20 protein-coding genes and 1 riboswitch are annotated in these 14570 nt (G+C 40.8%); all 20 genes read right to left on the minus strand.

Annotation, left to right across the window (positions count from 1 at the left end; translation table 11 throughout):
- Window positions 1-72 precede the first annotated feature (72 nt).
- A riboswitch (TPP riboswitch) is annotated at window positions 73-175 on the minus strand.
- A gap of 166 nt (window positions 176-341) precedes the next feature.
- The 20 genes from SporoP8_RS07815 to infA all read right to left on the minus strand — a co-directional run bounded on the left by SporoP8_RS07815 (window position 342) and on the right by infA (window position 14436).
- Complete coding sequence (locus SporoP8_RS07815; protein ID WP_232319233.1) at window positions 342-779, minus strand: YheE family protein; 438 nt, start codon at window positions 777-779, stop codon at window positions 342-344.
- A 660-nt stretch (window positions 780-1439) separates the two neighbouring features.
- A complete protein-coding gene (locus tag SporoP8_RS07825; RefSeq protein ID WP_085131990.1) occupies window positions 1440-2264 on the minus strand; it encodes an urease accessory protein UreD in 825 nt (274 codons plus the stop codon).
- Window positions 2257-2877 (minus strand): urease accessory protein UreG, encoded by a 621-nt coding sequence (gene ureG / locus SporoP8_RS07830; protein WP_085131991.1) that lies wholly within the window; start codon window positions 2875-2877, stop codon window positions 2257-2259. Before ureG ends, SporoP8_RS07825 begins: the two co-directional genes overlap by 8 nt.
- Window positions 2878-2914: 37 nt before the next feature.
- A complete protein-coding gene (locus tag SporoP8_RS07835) occupies window positions 2915-3601 on the minus strand; it encodes an urease accessory protein UreF (protein ID WP_085131992.1) in 687 nt (228 codons plus the stop codon).
- Window positions 3594-4049 (minus strand): urease accessory protein UreE, encoded by a 456-nt coding sequence (gene ureE / locus SporoP8_RS07840; protein ID WP_085131993.1) that lies wholly within the window; start codon window positions 4047-4049, stop codon window positions 3594-3596. Before ureE ends, SporoP8_RS07835 begins: the two co-directional genes overlap by 8 nt.
- A gap of 10 nt (window positions 4050-4059) precedes the next feature.
- Entirely contained in the window at window positions 4060-5778 is a 1719-nt protein-coding gene (ureC, locus tag SporoP8_RS07845) for an urease subunit alpha (protein WP_085131994.1), read from the minus strand.
- Window positions 5775-6098: an urease subunit beta gene (locus tag SporoP8_RS07850; RefSeq protein ID WP_085131995.1), complete on the minus strand. Its 324-nt coding sequence runs from the start codon at window positions 6096-6098 to the stop codon at window positions 5775-5777. The genes ureC and SporoP8_RS07850 overlap by 4 nt, the downstream gene beginning before the upstream one ends.
- Window positions 6099-6128: 30 nt before the next feature.
- The gene (locus SporoP8_RS07855) at window positions 6129-6431 is read right to left on the minus strand and encodes an urease subunit gamma (RefSeq protein ID WP_085131996.1); all 303 of its coding nucleotides are present in this window, start codon (window positions 6429-6431) and stop codon (window positions 6129-6131) included.
- Window positions 6432-7237: 806 nt separating this feature from the next.
- Window positions 7238-7630 carry a 30S ribosomal protein S9 gene (gene rpsI, locus SporoP8_RS07860; protein ID WP_085131997.1) on the minus strand — a complete coding sequence of 131 codons (393 nt, stop codon included), beginning with the start codon at window positions 7628-7630 and terminating at the stop codon, window positions 7238-7240.
- A 19-nt stretch (window positions 7631-7649) separates the two neighbouring features.
- Window positions 7650-8087, minus strand: a complete 438-nt coding sequence (gene rplM / locus SporoP8_RS07865; protein ID WP_085131998.1) for a 50S ribosomal protein L13 — start codon at window positions 8085-8087, stop codon at window positions 7650-7652.
- Window positions 8088-8261: 174 nt separating this feature from the next.
- A complete protein-coding gene (gene truA / locus SporoP8_RS07870) occupies window positions 8262-8999 on the minus strand; it encodes a tRNA pseudouridine(38-40) synthase TruA (protein ID WP_085133588.1) in 738 nt (245 codons plus the stop codon).
- Window positions 9000-9004: 5 nt separating this feature from the next.
- Window positions 9005-9802, minus strand: coding sequence for an energy-coupling factor transporter transmembrane component T family protein (locus tag SporoP8_RS07875; protein WP_085131999.1), 798 nt, complete (start codon window positions 9800-9802; stop codon window positions 9005-9007).
- Window positions 9796-10671, minus strand: a complete 876-nt coding sequence (locus SporoP8_RS07880; RefSeq protein ID WP_085132000.1) for an energy-coupling factor ABC transporter ATP-binding protein — start codon at window positions 10669-10671, stop codon at window positions 9796-9798. The genes SporoP8_RS07875 and SporoP8_RS07880 overlap by 7 nt, the downstream gene beginning before the upstream one ends.
- Window positions 10647-11504 (minus strand): energy-coupling factor ABC transporter ATP-binding protein, encoded by an 858-nt coding sequence (locus tag SporoP8_RS07885; protein WP_085132001.1) that lies wholly within the window; start codon window positions 11502-11504, stop codon window positions 10647-10649. The genes SporoP8_RS07880 and SporoP8_RS07885 overlap by 25 nt, the downstream gene beginning before the upstream one ends.
- Before the next feature lie 276 nt (window positions 11505-11780).
- Complete coding sequence (gene rplQ, locus SporoP8_RS07890; protein ID WP_085132002.1) at window positions 11781-12161, minus strand: 50S ribosomal protein L17; 381 nt, start codon at window positions 12159-12161, stop codon at window positions 11781-11783.
- A 30-nt stretch (window positions 12162-12191) separates the two neighbouring features.
- Window positions 12192-13136 carry a DNA-directed RNA polymerase subunit alpha gene (locus SporoP8_RS07895; RefSeq protein ID WP_029053255.1) on the minus strand — a complete coding sequence of 315 codons (945 nt, stop codon included), beginning with the start codon at window positions 13134-13136 and terminating at the stop codon, window positions 12192-12194.
- A gap of 123 nt (window positions 13137-13259) precedes the next feature.
- Entirely contained in the window at window positions 13260-13649 is a 390-nt protein-coding gene (rpsK, locus tag SporoP8_RS07900; protein WP_009499031.1) for a 30S ribosomal protein S11, read from the minus strand.
- A 25-nt stretch (window positions 13650-13674) separates the two neighbouring features.
- On the minus strand, window positions 13675-14040 hold the full coding sequence (gene rpsM / locus SporoP8_RS07905) for a 30S ribosomal protein S13 (RefSeq protein ID WP_085132003.1): 366 nt from the start codon (window positions 14038-14040) through the stop codon (window positions 13675-13677).
- A 24-nt stretch (window positions 14041-14064) separates the two neighbouring features.
- Window positions 14065-14178, minus strand: a complete 114-nt coding sequence (gene rpmJ / locus SporoP8_RS07910) for a 50S ribosomal protein L36 (RefSeq protein ID WP_076758849.1) — start codon at window positions 14176-14178, stop codon at window positions 14065-14067.
- A 39-nt stretch (window positions 14179-14217) separates the two neighbouring features.
- A complete protein-coding gene (gene infA, locus SporoP8_RS07915; protein WP_029053257.1) occupies window positions 14218-14436 on the minus strand; it encodes a translation initiation factor IF-1 in 219 nt (72 codons plus the stop codon).
- Between the last annotated feature and the right edge of the window lie 134 nt (window positions 14437-14570).

The raw sequence follows: 14570 nt of genomic DNA on the forward strand, positions 1-14570 counted from the left end.
CTTAATAAATGAAAAAACCACTTCTTGACCAGAAGTGGCGGAGAGACGTCACAAAGCACTTAACTAAGCTACGTAACATCTGCACCACTTCCTTACGCCGGTATGAACCGGATCAAGTTAAAGGGTTAAAGCAATATGCTTCTCTCAGCTCAACAGAGCACCCCTAGCGGTAACAACTATTTCATTTGTGTATCCATTGTAGTCATATCTTGTCGGAAAGGTCAAACGAATTGAGAGTACTTGTTGCACTACATACAACACTACCATTGGCAACAGATCTTAAATAGATCTTTTCCAATCGACTATATCTATTTCGGCAGATTTCATGTAGTGTCCATTCGTTATTCTAAATGTTCGTTTAGCTTCTTCTGAACATCTTCTTCTATTTTTTTCACGCGCTCTTCTTTTAGTTTACGTCTTGGTTTAGGATGAAACCACTCAACTTCGCCATTAATAAATGTGCCTTTAAATTCTTCGCCTTGAATCTTCAATTTAAATAACTGAAGTGGCCGAGTTTGATTATTGCTAATCGAACGTTCGATCTCAATATCATCCGCTTCATTTCTAATCCCTTGCTCGGATAACAGTTCCAAAACTTTATCCTCTATGGCATTTACTTCTTCTTCACCAACGTCTTGCTTAGGGTGTGGATTAAGCCATTGGATTTTACCATCATGATAGTCTGCTTTGTAATTGCGACCTTCTATGATGAGCTTAAACTGAATTCGCTCGTACTGCCTGTCTTCAAAAACTTTTTCCACTTCAAAGTCATCTACCACAGGAAACACCTCCAAAAATAGTATCCATTCTTTTTTTATTAAATAGCTCATCTTACTTCATCAACAATTCTAATTCAAGCAACCTAGCCCATAGTTTAATTTCCCATCATTTTTGCTACTTATAAATTCCTTATCATACTGAAATTTAAATTCAAATATATCTCAGCAATAGTTTGTTGTCAAATCAATTCATGTTCTGACATATTTTATGGAATTCGGAAATACGGTTAAAAAATTGGTGATCACAGTCATCTTACATGTCGTCTACTCAATTACTCCTTTGTTCCTTGCAAAGAATGCCAAATATACATTTGTATAACGATTTATTGTAGCCTCTGTTAATCCACTCGAGTGTTGGAGCCAATACACCCAAAAACTCCTATAATTTGCTTAGTTTGACGGAGAGGCCAAAGCCCATAAAATGCCGCAGCTCGTATGTATAATAATACCCTAATTTCTGTGTTTCAATCATCGGAAATGACACTCTACCTATTTCGCTTGTCTGGTACCTTAGTTGTTCGAACACACTCCAATCTGCGAACTTCAAATCATATTGAATTATAAAATCTTCTTCAATACTATTCATACATAGTAATTTGTATAGTACTAACAAAATTCTTAGAAAAAGCCCGACAACTCTTTTGAATTGTCGGGCTGTCTTTAGTACTTCCTTAAAAAACTTGGTTTCGGTTGATTCCATTCATCGCTAATCACGTGGTGGCAGACTGAAATAATCCGTTCTATAACTTGTGTATAGTTTGCCAATATGCGAATGGTGAAGCCCGGAACAGCAAGCTTGGATAATCCAAATGCAAATTCTCCAATCTCTTGTTGAATCGTTTCATATAATCGATCCAATAGCGCATCACTCGTTTTTTCTCCAACGACAATTAACGAACCTAAATGTGTATATCCTTCCATAAATCCTAACTCATTCATGTCTTGGGATGCTGGATGAAGTTTAATATGATCAAAGACAACAAGTTGACCTTCCATATAAATCTCCGTTTTCAAACGGAGCATGTCGTAGCTGAATTTTCTTCCTTCCGGTGACCAACCTGGAGTCAATATATCAGAATACAGAAAAGTTGCTCCCTTTTCCATATACACACTATTTTTCTGATAACAACTGGCATCCTCGTATGCAATCAGTGCATCCGGTAAGTACTCTAAATAACTGTCTTTTTTCAGATGAAAGACGGTCTCTTGGTATACTTGCTTGGTCGGCGTTTTATATACTTTCGTCGCTGACTGAGTCGTCAACGTTAGCATTGCCTGTTCACCCAGTGTGACTTTCATTTGATACCGATCACCATCTAAATAACCACCGCCAGGATTCAATAAGTAATAGCATGGATAACTATTCTTATTGAAATAGACGGGACGCATTACTTTAAATGCGCCTTGAAAGTAGACACTTTTCGCCACGGAGCGGCCTAGCCGATTTTCCATGACGAGGTCAAGAACACCTGTCCATTCAGACATCTTGTCCTAGTCCTTTTAACAACGCATGCTTCCTGACCCACTCTACTACTTCATCTAGTCCCTGATCATCTTTTAAATTAGTAAAAAAGAACGGTTTATTCCCTCTAAATATTTTCGTGTCAGATTCCATTACCTCAAGTCTTGCCCCGACATATGGTGCCAAATCTGTTTTGTTAATAATAAACAAATCAGATTTAATCATTCCTTGTCCACCTTTACGTGGGATTTTTTCACCTTGCGCCACGTCAATTATATAAATGGAAAAGTCTACGAGTTCCGGACTAAACGTAGCTGCTAGGTTATCGCCGCCACTCTCTACAAAAATCAACTCGACGTCGGGATGCTTTTCCTTCAGTTCATTAATTGCTGCGAAGTTCATCGAGGCATCTTCACGAATCGCCGTATGTGGGCAGCCTCCTGTTTCCACACCTACAATACGGTCTTCAGGAAGAATACCGTTCGCTACTAAAAATTTAGCATCTTCTTTCGTATATATATCATTAGTAATGACTGCCATACTCACTTCGCCATCTAAAGCGCGTGTGAGTTTTTCGACAAGCATTGTTTTTCCTGCACCAACTGGTCCACCGACACCTATTTTAATTGGTCCCATTCTAAGCACATCCTTATCATCAATTTCATTCTGTTCATTATGAACTAAAAATACGTATTCCAACACGTTCGTGTTGCATTTGTGAAAGCTCGAGTCCTGGTGATACAATACCAAACTCTTCTTGATCTAACTTCATTATTTTGTCTGTTGTTTGCTGAAGTTGTTGTTGAAAAGTATAAATAATTTTCTGTCCTGCAGTTTGTCCAAGCGGGATAGCCCGTACAGCGTTTTGCACGAGACTAACAACCGTCGAGTATAAATAATATAAAATCGTTGTATTCTTTTCTACTTGTAAGTGATGTCCAATCATCGTAAAAACAATAGCGGGATGGCCAAAAGCTTGTTTATCACGAATTTTCTGCGTGTAGGTAGATAATACCGGTATTTTGTAAATGGATTCTGCAATATCTAACATCCTATCGCCCATACGCTGTGTACCATCGCGGGATTCGCGGGCAAGATTCTGCACAGTCAATATGCGATCCAGTTCCCAAATCTTATCAAGTTCATTCATATCCAATGCATCATAAGCGAGTCTAACAGCTAAGCCGTCTGCATATGCAAGCTGTTCATGCACATAGACATTTAACCACTCAGAAAATGTATTAGCATCGATAACCTTGTCGTTCTGGATATAAGTTTCTAGCCCGAATGATTGACTAAAAGAGCCTATGGGAAAACTAGAATCGCATAGCTGTAACAAGGATAATGCATGGTTAGTCATGGCTATGCCCAATATGACGGAAAGCCTTTGCAACTTTTCGCTCTTCTCTCTTGAATGGAATATCCATTTCTCGCAGCAAATCTTCAACTAAATAATCATATTGCACGAGCATATCTTCATCCTCAAATTGCGCAGGTAAATGACGATTTCCAAGTTGATGAGCAATCGTTCCCATTTCAAGCATCGTCCGCGGGCTAATAATAATTAAATCATCAGAAAGGACATCAACCAAAATAATATTCTTATCATCCATAAACAGAATGTCTCCCGCTTCCAAATCACGCGGGCTATTTAATCGAATACCAATTTCACGTCCATGATCGGTTTCTACGCGTTGAATTCTCTTCATTAAATGTGCACTTTCTAAGTACACTTTCTCTTTATGACGACTTTCATACTCACTTGGATCTAAATCCCTGACGTTCATTAAGACTTCTTCTATAATCATTTTCTTCACCTCAGAATAGGAAATAGCGTTGCCCCATTGGCACTTCGTCAACTGGGTCGCATGTTATATGCTTTCCATCGATTTTTACTTCATACGTTTGTGGATCTACTTCAATATGTGGCGTAGCTGTATTTAACTTCATATCCTTTTTTGTAAGACTCCGTATATTACGGACAGGGAGTACCACTTTTTCAAGTCCAAGCTTCTCTTTGATTCCTTGATCATATGCGATCTGCGAAACAAATGTAATGGAACTTTGCGACAGTGCTTTCCCGAGCGTGGCATACATCGGGCGATAAATCATTGGTTGCGGTGTAGGAATCGTTGCATTCGCATCGCCCATTAAGCTAAAGACCGCCATTCCACTTTTCAAGATCATCTCCGGTTTGACTCCAAAGAACTTCGGATCCCACAAGACAAGGTCCGCTATTTTCCCAATTTCAATTGAACCGATATACTCCGATACGCCATGAGCAATAGCAGGATTGATCGTATATTTAGCGACATAGCGTTTTACCCGATTATTATCCGAATACTCACTGTCACCTTCCATGACCCCAAGTTGCTTTTTCATTTTATGAGCTACTTGCCATGTACGAAGTGCAACTTCACCGATACGGCCCATCGCCTGAGAATCGGAGCTTGTCATACTAAAGACACCCAAGTCTTGTAAAACATCTTCCGCAGCAATCGTTTCGTTACGGATGCGTGAATCCGCAAATGCAATATCTTCTGGCACGGATGGATTTAAGTTATGGGCAACCATGACCATATCCAAATGCTCATCAATCGTATTAATCGTATACGGCAATGTCGGATTGGTAGAAGCCGGCAACACATTCATCATACCTGCAGATTTAATTAAATCGGGAGCATGTCCGCCTCCTGCACCTTCCGTATGGTACATATGGATACCACGACCATCAATCGCTTTAATCGTATCTTCAAAAAATCCCGATTCATTTAATGTATCCGCGTGAAGTGCGACTTGTACATCATATTCATCAGCAATTCGTAATGCATGATCAAGAACGGATGGTGTCGCCCCCCAATCTTCATGGACTTTCAAACCAATCGCTCCAGCAATTATTTGTTCCGCTAAGGGAGCTCCCGCAGCCGCATGCCCTTTACCTGTTAAACCAATATTGATTGGTTGTCCATCTAAAGCCTTAAGCATTGAATGAAGATGCCAAGCACCCGGTGTGGCAGTCGTAGCTCTAGAACCATCTCCTGGTCCAGCTCCACCGCCGATTAATGTGGTTGTCCCAGCCGTAAGTGCAACATCTACTTGCGCAGGATTAATGAAATGTACGTGCGTATCAATTGCACCAGCCGTAATAATCTTACCTTCTCCCGAAATAATTTCAGTGGAAGCTCCAATAATAATATCTACTTTGTCTTGAACAAGCGGATTACCTGCTTTACCAATACCTGAAATTTTACCGTCACGAATTGCTAGGTCAGCTTTATATATCCCCGTATAGTCAAGAACGATAACATTCGTAATGACTGTATCAGGGACTCGTTCATCTTCTTCGCGCGTAATGAATGGATGTTGCCCCATTCCATCACGAATGACTTTCCCACCACCAAACACAACTTCTTCTCCGTATTTAGTAAAATCTTTTTCAATTTGGATGAATAAATTTGTATCTGCTAGTCGAACAGAGTCTCCAGTTGTCGGCCCGAACATTTGAGCATATTGCTCTCTATCCATTTTAAAACTCATTTCGTATTCCCGCCTTCCAATGGTCCGTCTACTTTATTATGAAATCCGTAAACTTCTCTTTCTCCAGCATAGTCAATTAGCTGCACTTCTTTTTCATCACCCGGTTCAAAACGAACAGCAGCACCTGCCGGTATATTGAGGCGTTTACCGTACGTCACTTCCCGATCAAAATTCAGGGCAAGATTTACTTCATAGAAATGGTAATGAGAACCGACTTGGATGGGTCTGTCACCATGATTAATAACTTGTACATGTATACTTTCTGCGCCTTCATTACAGATGATCGGTTCATCTTTTAAAATATATTCGCCTGGTATCATCGTTGTCTCCCCTTTCTTTTTATAAACAATCTATCTTATCGGATTATGCACTGTGACCAACTTCGTCCCATCCGGGAATGTTGCCTCAACTTGGATATCATCGATCATTTCTGGAATACCATCCATTACATCTTCACGGGATAAAATTGTCGCGCCATAAGCCATAAGTTCTGCTACTGTTTTACCATCTCTGGCACCTTCCATCACTTCATATGTAATAAGAGCCATTGCTTCTGGATGATTCAATTTAAGCCCTCGTTCCCTTCGTCTTCTGGCAACGTCTGCAGCAACAACAATCATTAATTTATCAATTTCGCGCGGTAGTAATCGCATTGTTCAACCTCCTAAAATAATATATTGCAGTAAACTTTTATCTCCAAATAAATTAAAACTGTTGAATATTCTATAAAGTGTAAAAAATTATGTCAGCCTACTTTACTCTTTCAATCGTTCCACACATTTTTATTCATTCATACAGTTCAATTGGACTAAAACGAGTATGAATAGAAAAATACAACTTGTCACAGTTTACCCAAATGCAAGTTAGCATAAACGTCACCTGTATAACACTTTTCTGACAAATGATTATTGTTATTTGAAGAAATGGTTTCTTTCTAGTTAGCTCTAATTTCGTATCATATAAATTAGTAACGAGATGTTTATTAAATGGTCTAGTCGCAGTTGAATCGTTAATGACTCATTACATCAGGGGGTGATCCGTGAGTCTCTCAAATATCTTGAACAACTGGATATGAAGGGTGGTCTACTTTCCTTATCACAAAGTTTTAGAAAGTAATTTGGAGTTACTGCTACTAATTTATTGTACAGTTTCTCGGTGAAGATTCAAGTGTTCCCGCTTACGAAAGGAGCTGACAAGTTATCTACTTACAAAAGTACAACTAAAACAGATTTTATTGCAGTTAAAATGCTTAAATCACATCTCGTCATATAGTCATTTGGTATAAAGAAATTCACATATGATAAGTGATGCGAAGTATGATAAATTAGCAAACCGATACCCATAGAGCTTGCAGGGTTTACTGCACAACTAGTAGTAAATTTTCATCCCTAAATACAGAATACAGGACGTAAAAAAGCCCTTCTCATAAAATAATGAGAAGAGCTTTTGAAAAAACAAATTAACGTTTTGAGAACTGAGGTGCACGACGAGCGCCGCGAAGACCTGGTTTCTTACGTTCCTTCATACGTGGGTCACGTGTTAGGAATCCTGCTGATTTAAGTGCTGCACGGAAATCAGGATCTACAGTAAGCAATGCACGAGCAACGCCGTGACGGATTGCGCCTGCTTGACCTGTGTAACCTCCACCGTTAACGTTAACGTGGATATCATAGCTTCCAAGTGTTTCCGTTGTAACTAGTGGTTGTTTAATGATTTCACGAAGTGTTTCGAATGGTACGTAGTCCTCTACGTCACGATTATTGACGACAATTTTGCCTTCGCCAGGAATTAGACGTACACGAGCTACTGAACTTTTACGACGGCCAGTGCCGATATATTGTACTTGTGCCAAGTGGGTTTCCTCCTCTTAATTAACCGCGAAGCTCGAAAGCTTCTGGTTTTTGTGCGATATGCTGATGCTCTGGACCAGCGTATACATGTAATTTCTTAATTGTTTGACGACCTAGAGGACCGTTTGGAAGCATTCCTTTAATCGCAAGTTCAAGCATTTTTACAGGGTAGTTAGTACGCATCTCAAGAGCAGTACGTGACTTAAGGCTACCTGTGTAACCAGAGTGACGGTGGTATAATTTATCTTTCAATTTATTACCTGTCAAATGGATTTTTTCAGCGTTGATGATGATGACGTGATCACCTGTATCAACATGTGGTGTAAACGTCGGTTTATGTTTACCGCGTAAAAGAGTTGCAACTTCTGAAGCAAGACGACCAAGCGTTTGTCCTTCAGCGTCGACAACTAGCCATTTACGTTCGACTTCGTGACCTTTAGCCATGAATGTTGTGCGCATATTGTATTTCCTCCTAAAATATCAAATCTGTTCCCTTGTTTTCTCTATCCCTAAACACAAATAAACTTCCGGGGCTTGTTTGTGGGGTTATTGAAATACCATTTATCATGTTACCCTTTATTGTCAATAAAGTCAAGCGTTTTTATGAATACACCAGGATTAGTTGCCATGAGTTCAATAAGTAACTTCTAGTAAGTACAAACCGTGTGCTGCCGCTGTCTTCCCTGCTCTTTGACGATCTTTCGCCTCGAGAATTTTCTGGATATCTTCTGGCTCGTCCCAACCAATACCGACCGCCAGCAAAGCACCCGCAATCGTCCGGACCATATTGTAAAGAAATCCATCACCTTCCACTTCAAGAATCAGTTCATCTTGATGACGTTCAAGTGTTAGTTTTCGGATCGTACGGACTTTATTCGAAGTAGCAGTCTTCGCCGAACAGAAACTTGTGAAATCATGTGTGCCGATTAAATAGGCAGCACCTGCATTCATTCGTTCTACATCTGGATTCCATCTACCTAAATGGACAGCAAAATTACGTTCGAATGGACTTTGTAATTCTCCATAGGACCATTTATATCGATACGTTTTACCTTTTGCACCGTAACGCGCATGGAATTCTTCAGACACCTGTTCAATCGCAGTTATGCGTACGTCTTTAGGTAGAAGCACATTTAATGCCATCAGCCATCGATCACCTAAATCAAGAGGTGTGTCAAAATGGATAACCTGACCTAACGCATGAACACCAGCATCGGTTCGTCCGCTTGCTACTGCGTGTGATGTAGAATCTTTATGCAATTTAACAAGTGCCTTATCGATCTCTGCTTGAACTGTCCGCATGCCTGGCTGAGATTGATAGCCAGCAAAGTTCGTACCGTCATACGAAACAGTCGCTTTCATTCGTTTCAATTTATTCACTTCCTTACCCATAGCAATACACCTACTAATAGCACAAAAGCGATTAGGACAGCAGTATCCCTCATATGCCAAGACAGCTGACGGAACCTTGTGCGACCTTCCCCACCACGGTAACCACGCACTTCCATTGCAATTGCCAAATCTTCTGCACGCTTAAATGCACTAACAAATAGCGGTACAAGCAAAGGAATGACTGCCTGTATCCGTTCTTTGATGGAACCGGTACTTAAATCAGATCCTCTTGCTAGTTGTGCCTTTAATATTTTATCTGTTTCGTCCATAAGAGTTGGAATGAAACGTAGAGAAATGGACATCATCAACGCTAATTCATGTACGGGCAATTTCAGCTTTTTAAACGGATTGAGTAGTGTTTCCAATCCATCCGTAATTGAGATCGGTGAAGTGGTTAACGTCAATACTGTCGTAATCAAAACAAGGACCAAAAATCGGATAGATATGAATATACCCATTCGCAATCCTTCTTCATAAATTTTAATAAACTTCCATTCAAATATAATGGGTCCTTCGCGTGTGAAGAAAATATGTAATAAAAGAGTAAAAATGATTAAAAAGATGACCGGTTTCAACCCGTTGATTAGAAAATATGGTCTGATTCTAGCAAGTGCAATGACAAACGCCGTGAAACCAAGCAAAATGGCATAAGACACTACGTTATTTGCCAAGAACACTGCTACTACAAACAGAAAGACAAAGAGTAATTTGGAACGCGGATCCATACGATGCACAATAGATGTACCGGGAATAAAACGGCCAATAATCATTTTTTCTAACATGGCCGCTCCCCTTTTCTTGCAATGGCTTTTGCTAGTTCTTGCGCCAATACTTCTTCCGTAAGTGCAATACGATCAAAACGCTGTCCACTCATCCTTTCTACTTCACGTTGAAAACGCACAGAACGCGGGACGCTGAGTCGAAATGAATGGAGTTCCTCTTCCAGACTATATATATCTTCAGGCGTCCCTTCCATCACGGCTGTCCCCTCATGCATCACCAGAATCCGATCACTGTAGCGTGCGGCGTCTTCCATACTATGTGTAACGAGGATAGTCGTTAAACTCTCTGTCTTATGCAAATGATGGAACAACTCCATAATTTCTTTACGACCTTTAGGGTCTAGCCCTGCTGTCGGCTCGTCAAGGACTAAGACAGACGGTTTGAACGCAAGGACACCTGCAATGGCAACACGCCGCATTTGACCTCCTGATAGCTCAAAAGGAGACTTTTGCAACACATCTTCAGGCAGACCTAAAAGCTTTACTAGTTCATGTGCGCGAGACCTTGCTACCTCTTTCGGCACACCAAAATTGATAGGACCGAACATAATATCTTTTTCAACTGTCTCTTCAAATAACTGATGTTCAGGAAACTGAAACACAATCCCTACTTGGTGTCGAACTTCTTTCATCTGCTTACCTTTAGTCTGTGCAGTAATCATCGTGTCACCTATTTTGACAATACCCTCAGACGGCTTTAGCAAACCATTCAAATGAAGCAATAATGTCGATTTCCCTGATCCTGTATGACCAATGATTGACGTATAAGAACCTGAAGGGATTGTAGCTGTCACGTCCTGCAAGGCACGTTTCTCAAACGGTGAATCTTTAGCGTATAAGTAGCCTACTTGCTGAAGTGAAATGTCCACAATTCATTCACCAACTCTTCTTCTGTCATATGATTGCTTTCCAACTCTACGCCAGCTATTTTTAATAACTCAGAAACACGTAAAGCAAACGGCAGATCGAGTCCAACCTGTTCAAGTTCAGTACCTTGTTGAAAGATTTCCTGCGGTGTACCTACCATCAAGACTTGTCCTTCATTCATAACCAATATACGATCTGCCAATAACACTTCTTCCAAGTCATGCGTAATGGATAACACAGTCAGTCCGATTTCAGACCGTAATTTCTTGACGATCTCGATTACTTCTTCACGTCCTTGGGGATCCAACATGGAAGTGGCTTCATCTAGAATAAGCAGTTCAGGATGCAAAGCTAATGCACCTGCAATCGCCACACGCTGCTTCTGCCCACCTGAGAGATGATGCGGCTCATGATTGATGTATTCTGTCATCTTCACCTGCTCCAGAGCCTCATGAACACGTTTTACCATCATGTCGTGTGGTACGCCATTGTTTTCAAGTGCAAATGCTACATCATCCTGCACCGTTGAACCGACAAACTGGTTATCAGGGTTCTGAAAGACAATGCCCATACGGGAACGTGTCTCCCAAAGATTTTCTTCTGATAGTCGTTCAGAAAAGAGATGTACTTCACCTGACGAAGGAAACATCAAGCCAATCAATAGCTTGGCTAACGTCGACTTACCAGAACCGTTATGTCCTACAACTGCCAGCCATTCTCCTTCATACAAAGTGAAAGATATATCATGTAATGCTTTAGTTGACATAAGCGAAGATTCCTCTTCTTCAATCTCGTAAGAAAAGTCAACGTGGTGCATCGACGCTATTTCCTTCATCTGGATTCCTCCTCTTAGATGTTGTTATGAATCACTATAATTCTTATGTACTCCATTATTCTTATGTATAAAAAAAAAGCGCGTACCTCATCTAAGGAATGCGCCTTTGAAAACGAAAATGCCGGGTGCTCATGCCGACATCTCAGATGAGGTACGTAGAGCTAGACCAGTCGATTACTCGCGGATCATAACACTCAGCTTTTATGTCGTATAAATCTCGTACTTGTAATAAAAGGGTGTGCTGTGCGTGACAGACACACCCTCGAAGTGTTGGAATTACACCAGTTCGATAATAACTACTGGTGCGCCATCGCCACGGCGAGGTCCCATTTTCATTATACGTGTATAACCGCCTTGGCGATCTGCATAACGTGGTGCTACTGTATCAAAAAGTTTTTGAAGTGCAAACACTGTTGCTTCTTCGCCTTCTGCGTTTTCAACAGTCACCTTTTCACGACGAATATATTCAGCCGCTTGACGACGTGCATGAAGATCTCCACGTTTTCCAAGAGTGATCATCTTTTCAACTACTTTACGTAATTCTTTCGCACGTGTTTCAGTTGTCTGGATGCGCTCGTGAATAATAAGATCTGTCGTTAAGTCGCGAAGCATTGCTTTACGTTGTGAACTTGTGCGTCCAAGTTTTCTGTATCCCATTTGAAGTTACCCTCCTTCAATATATGTCAGTTACTCTTCAGAGCGTAACTCAAGGTTTAGCTCATCCAATTTAGCCTTCACTTCTTCAAGCGATTTACGGCCTAAGTTTCGCACTTTCATCATTTCGTCTTCAGACTTGTTAGCAAGTTCTAAAACCGTATTGATGCCTGCACGCTTCAAGCAGTTATAAGATCGAACAGAAAGATCAAGTTCTTCAATCGTCATTTCCAGAACCTTTTCTTTTTGGTCTTCTTCTTTTTCTACCATGATTTCTGCAGTTTGTGCTTCGTCAGTCATACCAACGAATATATTCAAATGCTCTGTAAGAATCTTAGCTCCAAGCGATACTGCCTCTTTAGGACCTATGCTTCCATCTGTCCATACATCGAGTGTCAACTTATCAAAGTTGGTACTTTGTCCGACGCGAGTGTTTTCAACTTGGAAATTAACGCGTGATACAGGAGTGTAAATCGAGTCAATTGGAATCACACCAATCGCTAGATCCTCACGTTTGTTTTGATCGGAAGGAACATATCCGCGTCCACGTACAGCATACATACGCATACGTAAATGTCCATTTTTACCGAGAGTAGCAATCGGGAGATCTGGATTTAATACTTCAACATCACTATCATGTGTGATGTCTGCAGCCGTCACGACGCCTTCACCTTTCACATCGATCTCAATAACTTTCTCATCATCTGAGTAAATTTTGAGTGCTAGTTTCTTCACATTCAAAATAACTGTAGATACGTCTTCGACGACACCTTCAATTGTAGCGAATTCATGAAGTACACCATCGATTTGAATAGATGTCACAGCAGCTCCTGGTAATGAAGACAAGAGAATGCGGCGCAAGGAATTCCCTAAGGTATTTCCATATCCACGCTCTAAAGGTTCGATAATAAACTTACCGAACTGTGAATCTTCACCGATCGTTACTGTTTCAATCTTTGGTTTTTCAATCTCGATCATTTATTTACCCTCCTCAAAACGTCTCTATATTGGTTTAACCTTATTGAATTCACTGATAATAGATAGTCTATTTCAACAGTATTAACAAAAATTGTCTTTCTTAATCCAATAGATTCAAACCGATTATACGCGACGACGTTTTGGCGGGCGACAACCATTGTGTGGAACTGGAGTTACGTCTCTGATTGCAGTAACTTCAAGACCTGCAGCTTGTAGTGAACGGATAGCCGCTTCACGACCAGCACCTGGGCCTTTAACTGTTACTTCCAATGATTTCAAACCATGTTCCATTGCTGTTTTCGCTGCAGTTTCAGCAGCCATTTGTGCAGCAAACGGAGTAGATTTACGGGAACCTCTAAAGCCAAGTGCACCAGCGCTAGACCATGAAAGTGCATTACCGTGGCTATCCGTGATAGTTACGATAGTGTTATTGAACGTTGAACGGATATGTGCAATACCAGTCTCAATATTCTTTTTTACACGACGTTTACGAGTTTGTTGTTTACGTGCCATGTTGGAAAGAACCCTCCTTTACCTATTATTTTTTCTTGTTAGCCATTGTGCGTTTAGGACCCTTACGCGTACGTGCATTGTTTTTCGTGTTTTGTCCACGAACAGGCAATCCACGACGGTGACGGATTCCACGGTTACTACCGATTTCCATCAAACGCTTGATGTTTAGAGAAGTTTCACGACGAAGATCTCCTTCTACTTTCAAGCCGTCAATTTGTTCACGAATCTTATCAAGTTCAGCGTCAGTTAAATCACGAACGCGAGTCTCTTGAGAAACATCAGCTGCAGTTAAAATTGATTGTGCAGTTGTTTTACCAATACCGAATATATATGTCAATGAAATGACAACGCGCTTATCGCGCGGAACGTCTACACCAGCAATACGTGCCATATAAGTTGTGCACCTCCTTGTGTTTTAGCCTTGTCTTTGTTTATGCTTTGGATTTTCACAGATTACCATTACCCGGCCGCGTCTACGAATAACTTTACATTTTTCGCAGATCGGTTTTACAGATGGTCTTACTTTCATCCTACCCAACCTCCTTCAATATTTCGGGAGTGCAAAAGTTTATTTGAAACGGTATGTGATACGACCACGTGTTAAATCGTAAGGTGAAAGTTCCAATGTCACCTTGTCGCCTGGCAGAATACGAATAAAGTGCATACGAATTTTACCTGACACGTGTGCAAGCACAGTATGTCCGTTTTCTAACTCCACTTTAAACATCGCATTCGGCAACGTTTCAAGAACAGTTCCTTCTACCTCAATTACGTCGTCCTTCGCCATCAATCCTGTCTCCCTTCTATATCCAATAAAGGCTTTCACCATCGAGCGGCATCAGTTGCCTTCAAAAGGCTTCCTTCAACATATGTCCAGTTAGCATGAGTGATGTTCGAAAGACGTCTGCCACATTTCGCTGT

The sequence above is a fragment of the Sporosarcina ureae genome, assembly GCF_002101375.1.
Lineage (GTDB): Bacteria > Bacillota > Bacilli > Bacillales_A > Planococcaceae > Sporosarcina > Sporosarcina ureae_B.